This window comes from Microcoleus sp. Aus8_D2 (genome assembly GCF_036702665.1).
In the GTDB taxonomy this organism is placed as follows: Bacteria; Cyanobacteriota; Cyanobacteriia; order Cyanobacteriales; family Microcoleaceae; genus Microcoleus.
In genome coordinates, this window is sequence record NZ_JAUBUN010000008.1 from 140,720 (window position 1) to 154,672 (window position 13,953).

Annotated in this window: 14 protein-coding genes; 5 read left to right on the plus strand and 9 right to left on the minus strand. The window is 45.6% G+C overall.

Features of this window, described 5'->3' with window-relative positions; translation table 11 throughout:
- Positions 1 to 192: 192 nt before the first annotated feature.
- Complete coding sequence (locus QUB64_RS08995; protein ID WP_333268516.1) at positions 193 to 1,086, minus strand: ion channel; 894 nt, start codon at positions 1,084 to 1,086, stop codon at positions 193 to 195.
- A 112-nt stretch (positions 1,087 to 1,198) separates the two neighbouring features.
- Here QUB64_RS08995 and QUB64_RS09000 point away from each other — a divergent pair, with 112 nt between their 5' ends.
- Positions 1,199 to 1,543 (plus strand): hypothetical protein, encoded by a 345-nt coding sequence (locus QUB64_RS09000; RefSeq protein WP_333268518.1) that lies wholly within the window; start codon positions 1,199 to 1,201, stop codon positions 1,541 to 1,543.
- 435 nt (positions 1,544 to 1,978) lie between these two features.
- On the opposite strand, the gene QUB64_RS09005 is transcribed toward QUB64_RS09000, so the two are convergent.
- The 5 genes from QUB64_RS09005 to QUB64_RS09025 form a co-directional block, all read right to left on the minus strand.
- Positions 1,979 to 4,252 (minus strand): PAS domain-containing protein, encoded by a 2,274-nt coding sequence (locus QUB64_RS09005; protein ID WP_333268520.1) that lies wholly within the window; start codon positions 4,250 to 4,252, stop codon positions 1,979 to 1,981.
- A gap of 507 nt (positions 4,253 to 4,759) precedes the next feature.
- Positions 4,760 to 6,085: a hypothetical protein gene (locus tag QUB64_RS09010; protein WP_333268696.1), complete on the minus strand. Its 1,326-nt coding sequence runs from the start codon at positions 6,083 to 6,085 to the stop codon at positions 4,760 to 4,762.
- A gap of 448 nt (positions 6,086 to 6,533) precedes the next feature.
- Positions 6,534 to 7,055: a hypothetical protein gene (locus QUB64_RS09015; protein ID WP_333268522.1), complete on the minus strand. Its 522-nt coding sequence runs from the start codon at positions 7,053 to 7,055 to the stop codon at positions 6,534 to 6,536.
- A gap of 355 nt (positions 7,056 to 7,410) precedes the next feature.
- Positions 7,411 to 7,767, minus strand: a complete 357-nt coding sequence (locus QUB64_RS09020) for a hypothetical protein (protein WP_333268524.1) — start codon at positions 7,765 to 7,767, stop codon at positions 7,411 to 7,413.
- A 416-nt stretch (positions 7,768 to 8,183) separates the two neighbouring features.
- A complete protein-coding gene (locus tag QUB64_RS09025; RefSeq protein WP_333268526.1) occupies positions 8,184 to 9,284 on the minus strand; it encodes a saccharopine dehydrogenase family protein in 1,101 nt (366 codons plus the stop codon).
- Positions 9,285 to 9,438: 154 nt separating this feature from the next.
- On the opposite strand from QUB64_RS09025, the gene QUB64_RS09030 reads away from it, so the two are divergent.
- The 4 genes from QUB64_RS09030 (at position 9,439) to QUB64_RS09045 (ending at position 11,259) form a co-directional block, all read left to right on the plus strand.
- Complete coding sequence (locus QUB64_RS09030; RefSeq protein ID WP_333268528.1) at positions 9,439 to 9,696, plus strand: hypothetical protein; 258 nt, start codon at positions 9,439 to 9,441, stop codon at positions 9,694 to 9,696.
- Positions 9,697 to 9,828: 132 nt separating this feature from the next.
- A complete protein-coding gene (locus QUB64_RS09035; RefSeq protein WP_333268530.1) occupies positions 9,829 to 10,044 on the plus strand; it encodes a hypothetical protein in 216 nt (71 codons plus the stop codon).
- A gap of 146 nt (positions 10,045 to 10,190) precedes the next feature.
- On the plus strand, positions 10,191 to 10,409 hold the full coding sequence (locus QUB64_RS09040; RefSeq protein ID WP_333268532.1) for a polymorphic toxin type 34 domain-containing protein: 219 nt from the start codon (positions 10,191 to 10,193) through the stop codon (positions 10,407 to 10,409).
- 55 nt (positions 10,410 to 10,464) lie between these two features.
- The gene (locus tag QUB64_RS09045; RefSeq protein WP_333268534.1) at positions 10,465 to 11,259 is read left to right on the plus strand and encodes a HEAT repeat domain-containing protein; all 795 of its coding nucleotides are present in this window, start codon (positions 10,465 to 10,467) and stop codon (positions 11,257 to 11,259) included.
- A gap of 99 nt (positions 11,260 to 11,358) precedes the next feature.
- On the opposite strand, the gene QUB64_RS09050 is transcribed toward QUB64_RS09045, so the two are convergent.
- From QUB64_RS09050 to crtO, 3 genes are all read right to left on the minus strand, one after another.
- A complete protein-coding gene (locus QUB64_RS09050) occupies positions 11,359 to 11,583 on the minus strand; it encodes a YgiT-type zinc finger protein (protein ID WP_333268537.1) in 225 nt (74 codons plus the stop codon).
- 1 nt (position 11,584) lies between these two features.
- A complete protein-coding gene (locus QUB64_RS09055) occupies positions 11,585 to 11,890 on the minus strand; it encodes a DUF4258 domain-containing protein (protein WP_333268539.1) in 306 nt (101 codons plus the stop codon).
- 250 nt (positions 11,891 to 12,140) lie between these two features.
- The gene (crtO, locus tag QUB64_RS09060; RefSeq protein WP_333268698.1) at positions 12,141 to 13,832 is read right to left on the minus strand and encodes a beta-carotene ketolase CrtO; all 1,692 of its coding nucleotides are present in this window, start codon (positions 13,830 to 13,832) and stop codon (positions 12,141 to 12,143) included.
- Positions 13,833 to 13,953 lie beyond the last annotated feature (121 nt).

Consider the following 13,953-nt stretch of genomic DNA (forward strand, 5'->3'; position numbering starts at 1 on the left):
CCATCAATACCAAAGAAACCGGGTTTTTTACTGAGATTCCAGGTGGGAGTGCCGTATTTTTCCAAAAAACCCGGTTTCTAGCCACTCCTCCATCAATACCAAAGAAACCGGGTTTTTTACTGAGATTCCAGGTGGGAGTGCAGTGTTTTCGCAAAAAACCCGGTTTCTAGCCACTCGTGCGTAAAGTTTGTCTCATTCCGCAGGCTTCACATCGTGAAACAGAGTATAATCAACGACCCGCCCGCCATCCGGAGTTCTCGAAATAATATCTACAAACCGCATATTCCAGATAATCTCAGAAGCTACGAAAGAATGTCTCGCGTGAATAGTTTGCGAAACTGTGTCGTCAATTCCCGTTAGCGTAATTACAATTTCGGCTTGCTGCTCCAGCAAATCTTTGGCGGTAAGTTGGTACAAAGGACTGTTCTCGTCAATTGCGTGCATCACCGTCCAAGTTAAGGCAAAAATAGGAGATTGACTCCGGATTAATTGCAAATCGTAAAAACGCCGCATATATTCTCCTTCCGATGTTACTTCGTCGCGGATCAAAGTAGCTCGCTGCTGCGCTTCTAAAATTTGGTTGAAGCGCTGATTTCCTGCGCGGTACATCAGAGTCGGAACGCCGTTAAAAGGAGCGATTGTAGCTACGCGACTGAAGATAACTCTAGCGGTTGGTCGAGAAAATCTCGAAAAAGCCAGTCCCGTCACCATTGCGACTCCCCACAAACCAAAAAACGCTTCGATCGTGACCATAGTATTAGCATAATCGGTGCGCGGATACATGGCGCCGTAGCCAATTGTTGCCATTGTTTGCACGCTGAAATAAAAGGCATCTTTGAATGAACCGGGCCGTGCATTAGCAATGCTATCTCCTCCCGCCAAGTAAGCTAAGGCAAATAAAGAATTGGTGAGTATATAACAGAAACAAATCAGCATGAAAAATTGCGGCCAAGAAAGAATTAGCAGCTTGTGGTAGAGGTCGGCGAAATGCAGGCGAGGTACTCCCAACTTGACAATATTTAAGGGAAATTGTCCTTTTCGGCTGACTAAACGAGGCTGTGGCGGGCGGTTGCGGTGAATTTTCATTGCGATTTGTAACTGCGGCTGTGTCAAATTGTAACTATTGCTTGGAGCTGGAAAACTTATCCTTTAGACTGATGTCTAATTCTAAAAATTACGATAAAACCGGAGTTGAGAAATGGTTGAGCTTAACTGGCATGACTATCTGGTGATGGTTTCTTTTGTGGCTTCTGTTGGGGGTCTGGTGCTGTTGGGCGACAAGGGCGACTCGCAACGGGCGGACGATTCCCTACGGGATAGTTTCGCCGCGCGTACTTTGAGCGAAGAAATCCTGATCAAGATGAGCTTTACTTACTGGATAGTCTACTGCATCTCTGTTTTTGGGCTCAAACTTCACTTACCTGAGGATAGTTGGTTGTTGCTCAGTTTGAAGCTGACTACTGTTCTTTCTTATTTGTTGACTGCTTCTAGCATCCTCAGCCTGCCGCTGCAACGCATGGCTGTCAGACAAGTTGAAGAGTGAAAATCGCGGGTTGGCAGTAGTTGTAGGGTGCGTCGCCATAGAAAATCCTCGCATTCAATCGATCATCTCACGGCGACGCACCTTATAGGATTTCTAAAAATCCTTGCTACAACATAATTGTTGGGCGGGAGCATTTCAATTTTCGCAAAAAGGATGTTTTTTTTAGAGTGCTGTCCACCAAGAGCGTGCTTTACATAGCACGCTCTTGGTGGACAGCACTACTACAAATGCAAAACTGAGATGCTCGCTGTTGGGCGGAGTGAACGTCCGGGTTGTTCACAAAAACTATTGAATAATCCAGGTGCGTCGCTATGAGATTATCGATTGAATGTGAGGGATTTTGAATGGCGACGCACCCTACAACTACTATGAAGAAGGACTAAAGTCCTCACTACTAACCTATTTGATTGATATTACTATTAGCTGCGAGCTGGTTTAATTGTTTTTTAGGTCGGGAATGCGGACGTAACGCGCCCAAAATGGCTCGGATCGATCGCGCTTTGAATTGCCTTTTTGCTCCTGCTTTCCTGTAACTGCGGAAATCTCAGAAAATATCCTGATGCTGCCACTAATCAAGCCTTGGTCATTTCGCAGCGGTGCAGTGGAGATAGAGAGCTCAATTAACGAACCGTCTTTCCGCCGCCGCTTGCCGTTCTTGGCAACTTGTACTTCCCCTGCCAATTCTGACTGAAGCATAGCACTAAAATCGACAATTTCATCGCTGGGGACGATCGGCAAAATCTCCCCCAAAACCTCAGGTTCTTTCCAGCCAAAAATTCGCTCTGCCGCCGGATTCCACAGCGTCACCGCAGCAGAGGCATCAACGCCGACAACTGCCAGCGGCAAAGTTTGAATTAACGCTTCCAACAGTTGATTAGTTTCGCACAATTTAGCCTGTACTAACTTGTGTTCGGTGATGTCCTGACAAGCACCGTAAATGCCGACAGCGCGATTCTCGGCTTCATCCCACACAACTTGCCTGCAATCCCACAGCCACCGAATTTCCCCGGCTTTTGTGACAATGCGATACTCGCTGACTTCCTCGCGGCTGCCGTCGCGCAACTGCATTTGTTCTTGCAACATTTCTCGATCTTCGGGATGAATGCAGTTGCATTCTGGCCAGCCGGAAGTAGCGATTTCCGATGCAGTATAACCGGTAATCCGCGTAAAAGCTTCGGTCATCCACTCGCAGGCCCAGGTTTGGTCAGGCAATAAGTTAAAGGAATAGGCAAAATCTGAGGTAATTTGCGATAAAATGCGGTAGCGCGATTCGGATGCGCGCAGGGCTGCTGTGGCTGCTTTGAGTTCGGTAATGTCTCGATTGGTGACTAGAATTGCGTCGATGCTGCCCTCGGCATTCGCGATCGGGCTAAAGATGTAGCTGCAATAATTTTTGCGCCCGGTACGCGGATTGATCAACTCAGTTTCTGCTGTTAAAGTTTGTCCCGTTGCTAGTACCTTTTGCCAGCAATTGCTGTGCAGTTCGATCAGTTGTGGGGGCAAGCCAATCTCTTCTACAGTTTTGCCGAAAATGCAGGCTTCGGAGAGCCTGGTAAGCTCTAATCCGGCGCGGTTGATATAAGTTAGTCGCCCTGAGCGATCGAACATCAAAAGGCGATCGGGCGTAGTTGAAAGTACAGTATCGAGCAGCTTCGTTTGCTGTTCTAACTGAGAGTAGATTTGTTCCAGTACATTTTGTACTGTTTTGCGCTCTGTAATATCTTGAAAGAACACCGATAAACCTTCTTCCGACGGATAAGCCTCGACTTCAAACCAGATATTTTGCTGCTCGTAATGCCCTTCAAATTTAACAGGAATGTTACGAGATACTGCGTTGTGAAATTTTTCAAAAAAAATTGTTTTCGCGGTGTTGGGCAACTGCTCCCAAATGTTTTTTCCTAAAAGTTCTTCACGCTTTCTGTGCAAGCATTCCTCTGCTTTTGGGTTGACATAGGTAAACTGCCAATGGCGGTCTAGCGTATAAAAGCCATCTGTGATATTTTCTAAGATGTTAACGATTTGTTGTTGCGATTTTTCTAAAGCTGCTGCTGAGAGCTTCCGCTCAGTAATGTCGCGGGAATTGATGATGATGCCGTTGATGCTGGAATCGTGCAGCAAATTGTTAGCAATTACTTCTAAATAAACCCAGTTGCCGCTAGCGTGGCGTTTGCGATATTCGATCGGCGGTGCAATTCCCGGCTGTTTGAGCAATTTGGCAAAATATGCTTGCCAAGCAGGTACATCGTCTGGATGTAAGAAATCGCTGTGTAATTCGCCAATTCTTTGTTGGGCTTTGTAGCCTAAAATCCGTTCAAATGCGCTCGCACTTTGGTCTCGTATGCGCCCGTCTGCTTCAATAATTGTAATTAAATCGGAAGAGTTTCGCAGGATTGTTTGCAGTCTGGCTTCTCCTTTTGTCAGTGCCTGAGTCACCCTACTGTACAGCACCTGGCTTTGCTCTAACTGCTGCTCTAGATTTCTGATTTTGGCAGCTTGCTGCACAACTTGAAGCTCTAAATTATGGTTGATTTTTTCTAGGTTTCCTTGCTTTTCTTTGGCTAATACAAGTGACTGAAACTCGGAAACCAATTCCTCCAAGGAGCAGGGTAAATGATTGATATTGCTGGTAAAAGTCTCCTTTTTGTCTAGAGTTAGTTGCTCAATATGTCCCTGCAATTCGTCCAACAGCTTAAATACTTTTTCGCTCATTGTAGTAAGGGCCCAAACTTGCGATAGTTAGCTTGTCTATTTACTTCCTACAAGGATAGCATTTATTTGAGTCAGGTATAAAAAGACATAAATCTAACTTTTGATCGCGAGATTTTGCATTGCGATACCACTTGTGCAAGGGCGACACAGATAGAGAGTGCCATAAAGTTTGAGTAACAAAAAAATATTGGGATCAGTAAGATTACTTAAAATAGTTTTAAATTTTGAGATTGCTTGGTGAGTCGGTGGCGCAGTGGAATTTTGCATTAAAGATCGAGCTTTGAGCTTGTACCGGAGGCACAGCAGGGGTTTAAACCCCTGCCTCAAAGCTTAAGTCGGTTTTAACCGACTCTCATATCAAATGGGGTGATACCAATTTCATAAAGTAGCGCTAGATATTACCCCCCCCAACCCCCCCTTAGTAAGGGGGGGCTAAGAGTTCATCGATAGCACATCTTTAGAAAAATGGTATGACATCCGAACAATCAACGAGTGCAAGGGAGAAGATCAGGATTTAAAGCCTTTAGAGCTTTTCTTTTTATCCTGCGGTTTGGACTTTGACTTGTGAACTTCGCCTAAAGCTTCCTGAAACAAGTTGTGCAGGTGCAGGGGAACGCTGGCAATTTCAGGGAGTTCGGGTTCTAAGGGTTTTTTGAATTCTTGGAGTAAAGAATCTAAATCGGTCTCGATCTGAAAATCTGTGCGCGCCAATACAGTTTGCAATATTTTGTCTAATTTGGCAGGATTAACTTGAGCTAAGCGCCGCCAAATCCAGGTATTAATTGCCGGATCTTCGAGATAGCTGCGAACGAGTTTATCGTAACCGGGAATGGTGGAAAAGTCCTCTGCTGCCAGCATTTCGGTAAACTGACTGTAGTTAGACAAAAAGCTTTGTCCCCAGCGTTTATGAGAAAGTGCTGTCACCTTTTCGGCTTTTTTGAAGCGATCGGGCAATTCGACTTTCGGCGTTACCATTTTTGAACGGGGATTGCTGTCGAGCACCACCTCAACTGCTTTAGTATCGGCGCCGGCTGCTGCGATCGCAACTGCTTTGATTTCTTCTGGATCGACTCCGGCATCTTCAACGATATCCGCGAGAGACTTACTTTGATCGATACCCATATCAGCTAGGCGTTTTTTAGTCATTACCTCCTGAAATTCGGCCAACTGTTTGTTGAGGTGATATCCCGATAGCGTCACTTCGTCGCTGCCAAAAAATTCGGTAAAATCTTCGTGATACTGTTCTACCGACTTCCAAGCTTGCTCTAAGAGTTCTGGGGCGTCGCTGTAGAGGTTATTTTTGTAATTTTGCTTGAAATTGCCGATCGCCACGGCCAACTTCGGCTTACCCAATTTCCCCATGGGAATCGGAGGCGCAGACAGTATCCACCAGTCATCGGTGAGAGGAGCAATCCGAGCCCGCAAGATTTCTCCTAACTTAAAGCGAGATATTTCTTGCAGGAAATTAGCGCTGTTGGGTTTGACAGCGTAGTGCTTCGCCGTCAGCCAGTTTGTCACCTCAAAGCTGTCAGGCGAAATTTGAGTAATTTCAAACAAGCCGGGGAAGCTTTTTCTGCCCCAACTTTTGAGCAAACTGATATCGCGATCGGTTAAATCCGGATGATTTTCGACAAAAAGGTCGATCGGAGTTTTGTCTCCGACTTTACCTTCGACGGTAAAACTGTCAATCACTTGATTTTGCTGAGCGATATCATAGCGCTCGCCCGTCGAGCGAGCTGCTGCAAAAGCTTCCAAAGCTACCGCCAAATCTCCCTCAGCATCCAGCACAAAGTCAATTAAATTTTGCTTGAGTGTCCAAGCTCTTTCCAACATTGCATCCACAAGTTATACCAATTTTGAATGAAAGGATTTAGATTAACAATTATCGGACTTGAGGCAACCAGCGGTCTCACCCTCAGGCTGCGATAGAATGAGGCAGATTGCTAACAATCTCAGAAATAGGCGATCGCTCGCGAGTCCTGAATTAGTTTAATTTTAAGCCTAAGAGTCAAAAAATAGTGTCCATCTCAAACTCCCTGGTTAATAAGTTTTTTTGCGGTACCAACAGTAAAAAATCTTGATTTCTGAACAAAGGAATTTCAAAAAAGCCTAAAAATACCCCTCCCGATGTAGAGAGGGGTAAAAAATTCCCAAGAACTTTGCCAAACTCGCGTTGAAAATAGTACCAGATATCAACGAGCGTGTTATTTTTGGGGCGGGGTTCTACCCCGTCCCACAAGAAGTCAAGAAATAGGATTCTTAAAATTAGATGCGCGTCAGCTTAGCGCCCGTCTTTGTCAATATCGCCAGGAAGAGCGCGTTCTACCCGATCCCAAGCGTCGCGGGTGGCGTGCTTGGCTTTTTCCCAAGTTACATTCGACTTACCGCGATTTGTTTCGTAGTCGCGCTGCAAATCGTTTTCGAGATCGTTGAAGCTTTTACCAGTAGAGGAATAGCGGCTGTAGCCCTCATAACCGGTGCGGTATGCAGGCTGATAGTCCTCGTAGGTTGTGCTGGTATCCGCGTAAGGACGGGATTGGTGGTTATTTTGCCAGTAAGCATCTTCTACCGTGGGGTCGATCGACTCAGCCACACCTTTACCAGCCAAACCGCCGCTAAACGCGCCCACAACAGCGCCTACAACAGCTCCCACAGGGCCGCCAAGGGCGCCACCAATCGCAGCACCAGCAGCACCAGCACTCGCAGCACCGATACCAGTTCCCACGGGATGAGCTCCAGTTTCTCCCGACAGCGGGTCGAGGTTAGCATCAGGTTGCTTCACGGTTTTGTTATCATCGATCATGATATTTTTTTCCTTTTATCTAACTGCAACTTTTCTTAAACTTATCTTTTTAGTTCCTATTTATTCATCTTCCTGAGGGATGAATCTGCGATCGCCAAAAGACAGACAATCGGCAAATAATAACAATCTCTGATACAAAAACCAAGACTTTCAACACCCTAATTAAACGACATAAGGTGCGTAATACGCACCCTACATAATTAACGGCAAAGGATATAGCACCCGTCTGTGGAAAAGGTTTGTAGTGAGGACTTTAGTCCGCATCAATGACGTTTAACTAAAGTCATCACCAACAATTTTGGTGGCTATTGAAAAGGTTTGTAGTGAGGACTTTAGTCCGCAGCCAATCCTTAATTTATTCCTTGCCAGTGACCTTTTCGATCAAATCTTCAGCTTTTTGAACAATGCTTTCTTGCGGGTGTTCTTGCTTGTATTCCTTTAAACTTTCATCGTAAACCTTCTCGACTTTTGCAGGATTTTGAGCGGTGTTGACGATATCTTCGTAAGCTGCTTGGGGATTGAGATCCTCAAAACTTTCGGCCGGGTCAGTAATTTTAGCTTCTGGCTGCGCCTGACTGCTGTATTGACCTGCTGCGCGAGCAGCCTGATTTGGTGCTATTGCTAGACCAGCCAGAGCAATGAAAGCCAGCATACATACCAGCAAAATACTTTGACTCAATGTTTGCCCGAGAGCTTTTAAAACCCGCTTCATATCAACGTCTCCTCGTATTTTTTTGCAAAAATTATCGTCTTTGTTGTGCTATTGGGGGCGATCGCACGTCAAGAACCGGGCCCGAAGCACAACTCTTGTAGCAGCTAGCGCATCTCGAGCTAGCGCACAGTGATATTTCTCGTGATGTGCAACATACTAAGCGCCTGCTTGTGACAATTACTTCTACCAAAAGATAGATTAGTTAAACAAGCGGAACTCATCTCCTGTGAGGGGCGATCCCCATTCTGCCCAAAAACCATCTAGCGCTTCTCGCATCAACTACAAACCCTTACTCTTATCTCCTCTTCCTTCGCGACAAGAGCGCTATCGCGCGGCGAAAGCCTAACGCGTCTTAGCGGTTCATCAAAAAAAGCCCCTTCACCCAAATTTAAAATTGCCATTAAAACCCGATACAACTACAACAAAACCTGCTCTATCTTGAGATTTCGGCTCTGCATAGCTGCTTCAAATAGCTCAGTAGAAAGAGCTTGCTCAACCGACCAAACCCCCGGTTTTTGGAGTTTACCTTCTAACATTAACTGAGCGATACTGCCAGTACCGATGCCCGTAGCGACAGCAGCATTCGGGTGTACCGCTGTCGATCGAACTTTCGCGGGCTGACCGTTTTTGATGCCACTTACTTGCGATCGCACGGCCACGCCCACACCGCTAAAATTATTGCTAACAGCCGTCATCCCGTAACTGACATAGGACAAAAACTCGATAACAGAAGGATTTTTCAGCCAGCTATCCGGCCAGTATTTGGCAACAAACCAAGTCAGGTGATTGTAAAGGTCGGGAGAAGTGCCGAATTTAGTAATCACTGTTTTCACGGGGAAAGTTTCGGGCAATGTGATAGCTTCCGGCATATCGAACCAGTAAACGCCTGTTTTGCCGTAGGGTGCGGGAAATTCTATCGTTTCGCGTTCGGTGTAGGGTTTAATCTGCTGTAATTTGCCATCAACCAAAACATCAAACGGAGTTTGCAAACCTAAAAAAGTAGTGCGCATGACGGTAACGCCAGCGCCGCCGGAACCGCCGACAACGTAACTCAAATGGATGTGTTCTGCGGTATCTAATTGCTCGACATCTCGGCGCACCATGCTGTTAGAAACCCCAGGGAAAATCCCCGTGTTAATAATCGCTGTCACCCCGGCATTTTTAGCTATTTCGCGCAATTCTAAAGCTCTGCGAGTAAAACTGCGGCTGTCGCTGACATCGGTATAATTAACACCTGCTTCGATGCAAGTTTTCAATACACCCGCGTCTCGGTAGTGAAAAGGCCCGGCACAGTGAACGACGAGGTTAGAGGCTGAAACCGCTTGGCTCAGAGCTGCACTGTCTGCTAAATCTAAAGCTAAATAGCGCGATCGATCCGGCGGCAACTCTGGCGGAAGAGAGCCATTGGGGTCGCGTCCGGTAATAGTAACTTCTGCGTCGGTGTGGGTAACAAGGTCTTGAGCAACGCTGTTGCCAATTCGCCCCCGGCCCCCGACAATCAAAACTCGGTTTGTCATCGCTCAAAAAAGGGTAACGCTAATATAAGTTTCTCATTATTTAAGGCATGATTTCCATCTGCACAAAGGATGAATTTGTGATAATCTTAGACATCAAGAGCGATGTCCCAGGTATCGCCAAGCGAACCGGGCAAAGCAACTCTCCGAAACAACCATGTCTTACAATGAGTTCACCAGCATTGGACAAGTCAAACAAGCCTTTGGTTTGACAACGGTTGAAGGCGTGCGATTTTTCCCGTCCGTAGATGCGATCGCCCCCAGCGCTACACTAGCCGATTTTTTAGCAGAAAGCTTGCCTCTAGCTATTGCCACTGGCAGTGAAAAAGCGCGATCGGAACTCATTATTAGTCCTGTTTTGCTGGAAGTTAGAAAAATTTTGCAGCGTCAAATTAGTATCTTTTCGGGAGAATAGTTTACAGTAGATCCGACACAAGGGCTTAACGGAGTTTGCGATTTTATGATTAGCATATCCGCCGAATTGTTAGAAATTTAAGCACCAGCGGTTGTCATTGTAGAGGCAAAAAAAGCCGATATCAAAACGGGAATGGGACAATGCGTTGCAGAAATGGTCGCCGCGCAGAAATTCAATGAAGCGAAAGGAGATTCAATTCCCGCAATTTATGGCAGCGTCACCAACGGCGAACAGTGGCGGTTTCTGAAATTAGAAGGTAAAACAGTGACGATCGACTTTACGAATTATCCCCTGCCGCCAGTTGCAGAAATTCTCGGATTTCTGGTATGGATGGTTCAACAATTTTAGCCTAGTGAATTGTGAAAGATTAGGCACTTGCCTGTTGTGCTAAAATTGAAGTTGGTCGCTCGCCATAAATTAGAATATTTTTTGAGGGGCGATCGAGATTTTACCTTAAAATTATTATGATTTAAACACTATGGCACAAAAGAAACATGACTTCTGAAGGTAACGTGGCTGATACGGGTATCTTACAAGAAATGTATCAGTTAATGAGCGAAAGTTTAACAGAGGACAAATGCGAAGCGTTGAAAATTATCCTAGAGGATGCTAAACGAAGGGAGGATACTGCCAAACAGGTGAGAATATACCGGACTAAAAAAGCTTGCGGGTGCAAACACAGCCGACATAGTGGCGGCAGAAAGAAAAGGTAAACTCGGAGCGGCGACATTTTGAAAAATTAGCGTTCGCTATAGCAATAATACAACTATGAATAAACAAACAATAGAAATCCTGCTAGATAATTGTGATTCAGACAACAAATCTCGGCAAGCTGAAGCAATTATAGATTTGGTTGATGCCCGAGTTTATGAAGCTGTACCGAAAATACTTAAGTTGTTAAATTCAACCGAGGTGGCTCTTCGTTCCAATGCTGTATATGCGTTAGGTTATTTAGGAATAGAAGAAGCAGAGACAGTTGGTCTGGCATTAATGCCGTTGCTCAAAGATCCAGAAGAATTGGTGAGATATGAAACTGTGGAAGCGCTAGGCGAACTTGGTTATACTCCTGCGGTTGCACCCATAGAATATATCTTAAGAAATGACCCTTCAGCACTGGTGCGCGCATCAGCAGCAGAAACTCTCGGGTATTTAGAAAACCCTGAAGCGATCGAAATTCTCGAACTTTCTTTGCTAGATCCAAATCAAGATCGAGCAGTTAGAGGTTATGCTGCTAACTCTATAGGGCTTTTAGGGACATCGCAACTATTGCCCAAACTAGAAGAGTATCTAAAAATGGAGCTTCCTTTGCCCGTAAAAGCTGAATTGCTGGCGGCGAGGTATTGGTTGGGCGCCAAAGAAGACTTGAGTCTACTATTAAGTTTGTTGGAGAATGCTGATGAACTTTTAGCAACGATAATCCTGAATATTTTAACAGATTTGAAGTCGCGAGAACCAGCGCCAAATCTGGTAAAAGATGCTCCTGATTTAGGTAAAGTATTGAGTGCGATCGCCCTTCGTTTTCCCTTGATGCGGAATCAAGCTCAAGAAATAATGGCAGACTGAATAAATGAACACAAATAAACGCCGATGTGATTCATCTGCGTTCATTTTCCTATAGGTGTTCTCCACCTTACTAATGCCGCGTTTTGATTAGCTAACTAATTACGCAAACTCATACACAGGGACTTCCAGCGTGCGACTGGGCTGTTTTCCTTTCCCGATGATTTGTTGTAGTCGCTCTACAGTTTCTGGTGAGAAAAAACGCTCTCCTGTTTCTACACACAATCGGGCTGGCACATTTTCAATAATGATAAAATTTCCATCTAATTCCAGAGTATAGTTCACTCTTTGTTCAATCATGGTTTCTTTCCAGACTTCATTGCTCATTTTAAGTTCTCCTAACTTTGAAATTCATCCACAGTTCGGGGTTCGGTTCGTATAGGGTAATAATTTTTATCAAAGGGCGGGATGGATAACTACACTGGATGTGCAAAGGTCGAGCTGCTAGGGTAAAACCCAGTATCAGGCAGCTTGGGCCATATTTGTCGTCTGGATAATCTTCGATAATTTCACCGCTTGCAATAGCCTCGCGCAGTTCTTGCACCCCGATCTGGCGGACGATGCTTTGATTGAGAGCGTGCTGTGAGAACTCAAACTGGCTTTGAACAATTTTATTGCGGATTTCTTCAATCATTACCTGGAAACATAACCGCTTGCAGATTTTTCGATCTAAAATTTAACTTTCAATTATAAATTAAATTACTCTGTTTGCCAACAAAGTGCAAGGGAAATCTTAAATCGATAGGGGCAGAAAATTTCCGCCCCTGCTGCTACAAGACTTGCGCGCAGGGGTTGAGAAACCGGGTTTTTTAGCGAATCTATGAGTCGCAACCAAGTTTTATGGTAAAAACCCGGTTTCTTTTGCGGAGCGCGTCAGTCCTGTTTTAATTAATCCGAAATACCGACTTAGCCGTTGATTTCAGAGAATTAGCCGCATCGCTCAAAGTTTGCGCGATCGGCTGCTGGGAGTGCATAAACACGCGAGCCGTATTGCGCCCCGGCATTCCCGAAATCGAGCCGCCGGGGTGCGTGCCCGCACCGGTGAGGAACAAACCATCGATCGGCGTTTTGTAATTTGCCAACTCGGGTAACGGACGGAAAAATATCATCTGATCCAGCGTCATGTCAACGTGGTAATAATTCCCCTTCAGCGCCCCCAAACGCTCTCCCAATTCGGCCGGGCTTTCCACGCGGCGCCCGATGATGGAATTCTTGATATTGGGTGCGTATTCTGCTAATTTGTCAATGCAGCGATCGGCAACTTTGTTCTTCAGCTCGTCCGTCCAACCCGTACCGTGCTGGCCCGTTCCCTCAGCATTTTCGATCTGGTAAGGAGCAAAAAATTCAATCCAAGCCGTATGGTGTCCCGGAGGAGCCATTGACGGGTCTCGTACCGTCGGAAACACGACATACATCGACGGATCGGAATCGGGGATTTTGCCGATCGCAGGTTCGCTGTGGGCAATTTCCACGTGTTTCACCGAATCGGCAATTAACACAGAGCCCATTAAATATTCATCTCGGTGATTCCAGCGATCGAATTTAGGCACTTCATTGAGAGCTAAATCTATTTTCAGAATAGTCTCGTTGTTATTGACAATTTTGCGTTCCAATCTTTCCCGCAAATTCGGATCGGCACTGTCAACATCACTGTCATCCATTAAGTGCAGAAACAAACGCTTCGCATCAATATTAGAAATGACGCCTTTAGTAGCTCGATATTCGGTGCCGCCTGCAACTCGAACACCGACAGCGCGGCCGTTATCAACTAATATTTTATCCACGTGCTGGTCAGTAAGTATAACACCCGCATAGGTTTTGACTAAATTGACCAGCGCTTGCACCAATGCACCCGTTCCCCCGCGCGGTCTCGCCATGCCGGGATTGTGGCGCATTGCTAGCATAATTGCGCCTACAGCAAGGGTTTTTTGTGAAGGAGGCGCGCCCAATTCTGAGGCGAGTCTCGCCAAGGGTGCTTTCAGAAATTCCTCATCAAACCACTCGTTGAGAATGTCCTCAGCGCTGGTAATCATCGTGCGAATAAAGTCCAGCGTTTTGTCTGGGGAACCGATGACTGAAAATAAGTCTTTGAGTTTGGCAATATCGTAGTTGCCGGCAATATCTACGATGGATTTTGGCGGCGCGTTAAACATGGGAATCATTGCACCTAAAGCGCGCTGCCAAAAATCTGTATATTCGGCATATTTTTTAGCGTCGCGCTCGTTGTAGCGGGCAATTTCCGCACAAGTTTTTTCTACGGAACCGTGTGCTAAGAAATATTTGCCGTCTGGATGCGGACAAAATGCAACTGGATCGCAGTAAAGATATTCTAATCCGTATTTTTCCAGTTCTAATTCTTCTACGACCGGCCCTAAATGGATAAATTCGTGGTCGATCGCGCACAAATTGAATTTGAAATCTGGTAATTCGGGAATCGCAGCTTCAGTAGTTGCGGCGCCTCCGGGAACCGAACGTTTTTCTAACAACAAAACTGTATATCCGGCTTTGAGGAGATAAGACGCACAGACCAGCCCGTTGTGACCTGCTCCTATGATAATCACGTCATACGTTTGCATAGATGAAGCTCTGGGATAGGATGTTTTGCTCATTTTACAAATGTTAACAACTTCGCGGGCTCTATCAATAGAAATAGATTCATCTTAATAGATTAGTTTGAGCATCTTACAAAAGATGGAG

What these genes read in the sequence shown, in the direction of transcription:
- QUB64_RS08995 (WP_333268516.1), bottom strand. Translation starts at nt 1,086, where the DNA reads ATGAAAATTCACCGCAACCGCCCGCCACAGCCTCGTTTAGTCAGCCGA.
- QUB64_RS09000 (WP_333268518.1), top strand. Translation starts at nt 1,199, where the DNA reads ATGGTTGAGCTTAACTGGCATGACTATCTGGTGATGGTTTCTTTTGTG.
- QUB64_RS09005 (WP_333268520.1), bottom strand. Translation starts at nt 4,252, where the DNA reads ATGAGCGAAAAAGTATTTAAGCTGTTGGACGAATTGCAGGGACATATT.
- QUB64_RS09010 (WP_333268696.1), bottom strand. Translation starts at nt 6,085, where the DNA reads ATGTTGGAAAGAGCTTGGACACTCAAGCAAAATTTAATTGACTTTGTG.
- QUB64_RS09015 (WP_333268522.1), bottom strand. Translation starts at nt 7,055, where the DNA reads ATGATCGATGATAACAAAACCGTGAAGCAACCTGATGCTAACCTCGAC.
- QUB64_RS09020 (WP_333268524.1), bottom strand. Translation starts at nt 7,767, where the DNA reads ATGAAGCGGGTTTTAAAAGCTCTCGGGCAAACATTGAGTCAAAGTATT.
- QUB64_RS09025 (WP_333268526.1), bottom strand. Translation starts at nt 9,284, where the DNA reads ATGACAAACCGAGTTTTGATTGTCGGGGGCCGGGGGCGAATTGGCAAC.
- QUB64_RS09030 (WP_333268528.1), top strand. Translation starts at nt 9,439, where the DNA reads ATGTCTTACAATGAGTTCACCAGCATTGGACAAGTCAAACAAGCCTTT.
- QUB64_RS09035 (WP_333268530.1), top strand. Translation starts at nt 9,829, where the DNA reads ATGGGACAATGCGTTGCAGAAATGGTCGCCGCGCAGAAATTCAATGAA.
- QUB64_RS09040 (WP_333268532.1), top strand. Translation starts at nt 10,191, where the DNA reads ATGACTTCTGAAGGTAACGTGGCTGATACGGGTATCTTACAAGAAATG.
- QUB64_RS09045 (WP_333268534.1), top strand. Translation starts at nt 10,465, where the DNA reads ATGAATAAACAAACAATAGAAATCCTGCTAGATAATTGTGATTCAGAC.
- QUB64_RS09050 (WP_333268537.1), bottom strand. Translation starts at nt 11,583, where the DNA reads ATGAGCAATGAAGTCTGGAAAGAAACCATGATTGAACAAAGAGTGAAC.
- QUB64_RS09055 (WP_333268539.1), bottom strand. Translation starts at nt 11,890, where the DNA reads ATGATTGAAGAAATCCGCAATAAAATTGTTCAAAGCCAGTTTGAGTTC.
- crtO (WP_333268698.1), bottom strand. Translation starts at nt 13,832, where the DNA reads ATGCAAACGTATGACGTGATTATCATAGGAGCAGGTCACAACGGGCTG.